The sequence below is a fragment of the Aquitalea sp. genome, assembly GCF_030150775.1.
GTDB lineage: Bacteria > Pseudomonadota > Gammaproteobacteria > Burkholderiales > Chromobacteriaceae > Aquitalea > Aquitalea denitrificans.
Genome location: NZ_JASLFG010000004.1, coordinates 1 through 6,278 on the forward strand (window position 1 = coordinate 1; position 6,278 = coordinate 6,278).

The following is a 6,278-nucleotide window of genomic DNA, read 5'->3' on the forward strand; positions in this document are numbered from 1 at the left end:
TGATGATTACCGCGGAAGCCAAGCGGGAAAACATCATCGAAGCCGCCATGGCCGGTGCCAGCGGTTACATCGTAAAGCCCTTCACTGCAGCAACACTGGAAGAAAAGATGAACAAGATCTTCCAGACCATGAACAAGTAAACCAATAAATAATAGCAAACAGACCTGCCTAGTCAGCACCGAGGAGAGGCCATCGTGCCGGATCACATTCTGGAAAGTGGAGATTCACCGGATCTCGAAGCACTGTTTGACAGCATTGCCAGTCAGCAAAAGGAAGTGGAAACTGTAGTCACCACAACGACGGTTGACGCCACAGGCAGCCTGCCCAGCACTGCTGTCATGTATGAGCAGATTGGCCAGTTGACCCGCAAGATGCACGATGCCCTACGCGACCTGGGCTATGACAAGTCGCTGGAAAAAGTGGCAGATGCCATTCCCGATGCCCGGGACAGACTGGGCTATATTGCCTCCTTGACCGAGAGTGCTGCCGAACGCGTACTCAATGCCACTGATCTGGCAAAACCATATCAGGATGATCTGGAAAGCCGTGCCAAACTACTGGCAGCACGCTGGGAACAGCTGTATGCCAACCAGCTTTCCGTTGCAGAATTCAAAAATCTGGCTGAAGACACTCGCCAGTACCTGGGCCACGTGCCCAAGCAGACACAAGCCACCAATGTCCAGCTGCTGGAAATTGTGATGGCGCAGGATTTCCAGGATCTCACCGGCCAAGTCATCAAGAAAATGATGGATATGGTGCATATACTGGAAACGGAATTGGTGGCCTTCCTGATCGAATTCTCGCCGGATTCGAAAAAGGCCGAACTGGACAACAATCTGCTGAACGGACCTGTAGTCAATCCCGAAGGCAGAACCGACGTGGTTTCCAGCCAACAGCAGGTCGATGACTTGCTGGAAAGCCTGGGCTTCTAAACAAAAAGCGGTGAACGTGTTAGCGGCATAAGCGGGGGTGAGAATATGAGCGATTTTGGCGGCATGGAAGAACTGCTACAAGACTTCCTGATGGAGTCTACCGATCTCTTGTCTGACGTGGACAACAAGCTGGTGGAACTGGAAAAGCGTCCTGAAGACAAGGCATTGCTGAACGATATTTTCCGGGGCTTTCACACCATCAAGGGCGGTGCCGGTTTTCTGAACGTTGGCCCGATGGTCAATCTGTGCCATCGCACGGAAAACCTGTTTGACAAGCTTCGCAATGGCGAGCTGCACATCACTCCGGAAGTCATGGACGTCATTCTTGATGCCACTGGCATCGTGCGTGACATGTTTGGCACGCTGGGACAGGGACTGATGGTGGCCGATGCCGATCCGGACGTACTCAATGCCCTGGATGCCGTACTATCCGGCCAGCAACTGAACAAGGCCGAAGAGCCGGCCCCGGCTCCGGTCGCGGTTGCAGCCCCGGCGGCAGCTGGCCCGGACTGGAATGCCCTGCACCAGGCCATCGTGCCACAAGCTGCACCGGCGGCAACTGCGGCCCATTCCGCCGCACCGGCACCTACTCCGGCAGCCCCGGCTCCTGCCGCTGCTGCACCGGCCCACGAACTGATCACCGCCGCCGAGCACCTGCCGGCTGTCAAGCCGCCGGCCAAGCCGGTAGCCAACAAGCAGCCCTCCAGCGCAGGCAACAGCAGCGGCCCACAGGAAAATACCATCCGTATCGACACGGTTCGTCTGGACATGGTGCTGAACCTGTCCGGCGAAATCGGCCTGACCAAGAACCGTCTGACCACCCTGCGCACGGAAATCCTGCAGGGTAATCGCGACGGCAACACCCTGCGTTCGCTGGATGAAGCCATCAGCCAGCTTGACCTGCTGGTGGGCGATCTGCAAAACGCGGTGATGAAGACCCGCATGCAGCCGATTGGCCGCCTGTTCCAGAAGTACCCGCGCTTGGCGCGCGACCTGGCTCGCCAACTGGGCAAGGAAGTGGAACTGGTACTGTCCGGTGAAGAAACCGAGCTGGACAAGACCATGATCGAGGACCTCAACGATCCGCTGGTCCACCTGGTTCGCAACGCGGTAGACCATGGCGTCGAATCGCCAGAAGAACGCATTGCCTCCGGCAAGAAACCGCAATCGCTGATCCAGCTGACTGCCGAGCAAGTGGGCGACCACATCCAGATCGAAATCACCGACGATGGCAAGGGCATGAACCCGGACGCCCTGCGTCGCAAGGCCATCGAAAAGGGGCTGATCGATCAGGAAACCGCCAACGGTCTGGACGAAAAGCAATGCCTGCAGCTCATTTTCATGCCGGGCTTCTCCACCAAAGACCAGATCTCCAGCGTTTCCGGTCGCGGTGTCGGCATGGATGTGGTCCGTACCAATATCCAGAAGCTCAACGGTCGTATAGATATCAATTCGCTGCCAGGCGAAGGCACCCGCATCAGCATTTCGCTGCCGCTGACGCTGGCCATTTTGCCGGTGCTGGTGGTTCGTGCCTGCAACCAGCCGTTTGCCGTACCGCTGGCCATGGTGCGCGAAATCATCACCATCGATCCGAATGCCATCCAGGAAGTATCGGGCAAACCGACCATCGTGGTACGCGACGAGATCCTGCCGCTGCGCACGCTGGCGGGCCTGCTGGGCTGGGAGCCTACCCAGAAGCCTTACTTTGGTGTGCTGATGCAGTCGGCTGAAAAATCCTTCATCCTCGCCATCGACTCCTTTGTAGGGCGTGACGATGTTGTCATCAAACCGCTGCAGAATATCCGCCCCAAGGGCGTGGCTGGTGCCACCCTGTCTGGCGATGGCTCGGTGGTTCTGGTTCTGGACATGGAAGATCTGCTCAGTTCCAGCGATGGCACCAATGGCCAGGTAAGGACCTCGGAGCTGATTTCCGTATAAAAAAACCAAAACTGGCAAGCTTTAATGACCACACAAAGCGCCTTCATTGGCCGACAAACGGTTTTGAACCGCAACCAGCAGCTCATCGGGTATGAGCTGCTTTTTCGTGCAAGCCAGGAAGCAAGCTCGGTTGGCCCACACAGCGAGCTGCAGGCTGATACTGATGTATTGGTCAACACCCTGAACAATATGGGAACCAGTTGGCTGATCGGCAACAAGCTGGCTTTCATCAATGTCGGTGAGGCCATGCTGACCAGCGACTTCCTGGAACTACTGCCACCGCGCCGGGTGATTCTGGACATCGCACCGGACATCAGCCCGTCCAGCGAACTGCTGTCACGGGCACGCCATCTGCGCTCGCTGGGCTTTGGCATTGCACTGGACGATTTCTCATTCGAGGCACAGTCGGCAGCGTTTCTGGAATTCGCCAACTACGTCAAGCTGGATATCCAGAACCGCGATGCCAACCACTTCCAGGTGCTGGCAGCCCGATTGCGCAGCTACCCGGTCATCCGCATTGCCGAGCGGGTGGAAACGCACGAGCAATACCATCTATGCAAGGAGCTGGGCATGGATGGCTTTCAGGGCTATTACTTTGCCAGACCTGAAACCTTATCCGCCAAGGTAATTCATCCCACCTTCAGCAATGCGCTGGAATTGCTCAACCTGCTACGAATGGATGCTGATCTGCGCCAAGTTGAGCAGATTCTGAAGCGTGATGTCGCCCTGTCATACAAGCTGCTGCGCTATGTCAACTCGGCCGCTGCAGGTCTGAACACCACTATCAGCTCCTTCTCCCATGCCGTCACCGTGCTGGGCTACAAAAAGCTCTACCGCTGGCTGACCCTGCTGCTGGTAACCGCATCCGACGATGGGCGCGCTCCTCCTGCCCTGCAGAAAACCGCCGTGACACGGGGCCGCTTCATGGAGCTGCTGGGCGAACAGCAGGGACTGAATCACGACGACTGCGACAATCTGTTCATCGTGGGCATGTTCAGCCTGCTGGATGTCTTGTTCGACATGCCGATGGACAATATTCTTGAACACCTGCAATTGCCGGTCTGCATCATCGAAGCCCTAGCCGAGCACAAAGGCCAGATGGGGATGCTGCTGCAGTTGGCCAAAGCCTGCGAGGATGGTCAACTGAACGGCGTTGCCGAACTATGCACTCAACTGCAACTGAGCGCACAGCAGCTTAATCAAGCACATGTATCGGCACTCGCCTGGGTGGAGGATCTGGGCTTATAATTGCCAGCCCTCCAGCCGGTCACCATGTCTCGATGAAACTGTTAGCCATAGACACCTCCAGCAGTTACCTGTCCCTCGCCCTCAGCCTGGATGGCAAGCTGTATTCCTTTCACGAGGAAATGGGTCAGAAGCATGCTGAGCGCACGTTACCGGAAATCGAGCGTTTGCTGCAGCAGGCAGACATTGCCCTGAGCGGACTGGACGCCATCGCCTTCGGGCAGGGACCAGGCTCCTTTACCGGCCTGCGCATTGCCTGCGGTCTGGCACAGGGATTGGCTTTCTCAGCCCAGTTACCAGTTATTGGCATTCCCACACTGGATGCCGTAGCCCACCAAAGCGGGGCCGAAAAGGTTCTGGTCTGCCTGGACGCACGTATGCAGCAGGTTTATTGCGCAGCCTATCAGACCGGCCCCCAGTGGCAGCGGCTGAGTCCGATTACCTTGCAGGACCCACAAGACGTCATCCTGCCAGAGGGCATCAGCATGTTGGCCGGCGATGGCTTCACCAATTACCCGGCCCTGCTGATGCAGCAACGCGACAACACCGCACACACCGGCGTGCTGCGAGCCGATGCACGGGCACATGCAGAGCTGGCGCAAAGTGGCCGCTACCCGCTGCAGCATCCACGCGAGGCCGAGCTGCTCTACGTCCGCAACAAAGTCGCACTGACTTCGCTCGAACAACAGGCGCTCAAGGGATGAGCAAGGTCAGCCGCTATCAGCCGGAAAACGCCCAGGCCCTGGCCGCGCGCGAATCTGCGGCTACCCCGCATGGCTGGAGTGCGCGCAATTATCAGGACTCCATCGCGTCCGCCCATGTTTTTTACCGACTGGAACAGGAAAGCAGCGGCACCGCCGTTGTCATGCCTCTGCTGGATGAAGCCGAACTGCTCAATATCTTTGTCGCCCCCGAGCAGCAAGGTCAGGGACTGGGCCAGATTTTGCTATCCGGCATCATGGCAGACCTGAAACAGCACGGTTGCCACCGGCTGTTTCTTGAGGTGCGCACCAGCAATCAACCCGCCATCAGGCTTTATCAACGCTGCGGCTTTCAACAAAGTGGCTTGCGCAAAAATTATTACCCATCGGTCAACGGTACACGCGAGCATGCCATCCTGATGGAGGCTCTCCTGTGAGCCGGAGCCGATTTGTCCAGCAAGCCATGGGACTGGGTCCGCAATGGCAGGCTCGCGAAGGCTGGTTCGATCAGCATCCGGCCGAACTGGAAAAACAAGCACTGTTGCAAACCGCGCAAGCGCAGCAAGCAGAGATGGCCGCCACGATCAGCTCACTGGAGCCAGAGCAGCCAAGCACACCAATGCCAGCAGTCGAGCTACCGCGCAGTGCCAACCAGCCCCCTGTGGCAGTCAATGTCACGACGGCACCTGTCTCCGCGCCCGAGGCAGCAAACCCAGCCATACTCATCTCCCCTGCAGTGGAAGTTGCAATCCCAAGCTGGGATCAGTTGGAGCAGAACGTGGCCAACTGCCAGCGCTGCCAGCTGTGCAATACGCGCAGCCAGACGGTATTTGGCCGGGGTAATCCGCAGGCACGCTGGATGCTGATTGGCGAAGCCCCTGGCGAGCAGGAGGACAAACAGGGCCAGCCTTTCGTCGGCAAGGCCGGACAGCTGCTGGACAATATGCTGGCAGCCGCCGGACTGGATCGCGACCGTGACGTCTACATTGCCAATGTGCTCAAATGCCGGCCGCCGGGTAATCGCAACCCCGCCCCGGAAGAAATCCTTGCCTGTCAGGATTATCTGCAGCAGCAAATCCGCCACGTGCAGCCTACCCTGATCCTGGCCCTGGGGCGCTTTGCCGTGCAAACCCTGCTGCAAACCGAGCAAACCATAGGCCGTTTACGCGGCCAGTTGCATCAATATCAGGGCATACCGCTGATCGCCACCTATCACCCGGCCTATCTGCTGCGCAATCTGCCGGACAAAGCCAAGGCCTGGCAGGACATGGTGCTGGCCAAACAGCAATTCGCCCGCCTCAGCCAGTCTGTCTGATCCCGCCTGACCTCAGTCAGCCATACACCCCGCGTAGCCAGCGCTGGTAGATGGCATCCGCCTGGGCATGGCTTTGCACCATGCCCGCCTCCAATGAAGCGGCAATCTCATCGACCGACATCACACTGGGCAGGTCGTGGCCATCGA

At 58.0% G+C, this 6,278-nt stretch carries 6 protein-coding genes and 1 pseudogene; all 7 read left to right on the top strand.

Annotated features, from left to right (window positions below; translation table 11 throughout):
- A pseudogene (locus QVF59_RS01960) lies at positions 1 to 140 on the top strand (response regulator); the annotation flags it as partial.
- A 54-nt stretch (positions 141 to 194) separates the two neighbouring features.
- Complete coding sequence (gene cheZ / locus QVF59_RS01965) at positions 195 to 932, top strand: protein phosphatase CheZ (protein WP_159875310.1); 738 nt, start codon at positions 195 to 197, stop codon at positions 930 to 932.
- A 45-nt stretch (positions 933 to 977) separates the two neighbouring features.
- The gene (locus tag QVF59_RS01970) at positions 978 to 2,870 is read left to right on the top strand and encodes a chemotaxis protein CheA (RefSeq protein WP_159875309.1); all 1,893 of its coding nucleotides are present in this window, start codon (positions 978 to 980) and stop codon (positions 2,868 to 2,870) included.
- A 24-nt stretch (positions 2,871 to 2,894) separates the two neighbouring features.
- Positions 2,895 to 4,118: an EAL and HDOD domain-containing protein gene (locus tag QVF59_RS01975; RefSeq protein ID WP_159875308.1), complete on the top strand. Its 1,224-nt coding sequence runs from the start codon at positions 2,895 to 2,897 to the stop codon at positions 4,116 to 4,118.
- Between the two features lie 32 nt (positions 4,119 to 4,150).
- Positions 4,151 to 4,819, top strand: coding sequence for a tRNA (adenosine(37)-N6)-threonylcarbamoyltransferase complex dimerization subunit type 1 TsaB (gene tsaB, locus QVF59_RS01980; RefSeq protein WP_159875307.1), 669 nt, complete (start codon positions 4,151 to 4,153; stop codon positions 4,817 to 4,819).
- Entirely contained in the window at positions 4,816 to 5,253 is a 438-nt protein-coding gene (gene rimI, locus QVF59_RS01985) for a ribosomal protein S18-alanine N-acetyltransferase (RefSeq protein ID WP_159875306.1), read from the top strand. The genes tsaB and rimI overlap by 4 nt, the downstream gene beginning before the upstream one ends.
- Positions 5,250 to 6,131 carry a uracil-DNA glycosylase gene (locus QVF59_RS01990; RefSeq protein ID WP_287877069.1) on the top strand — a complete coding sequence of 294 codons (882 nt, stop codon included), beginning with the start codon at positions 5,250 to 5,252 and terminating at the stop codon, positions 6,129 to 6,131. The genes rimI and QVF59_RS01990 overlap by 4 nt, the downstream gene beginning before the upstream one ends.
- Positions 6,132 to 6,278: the final 147 nt, after the last annotated feature.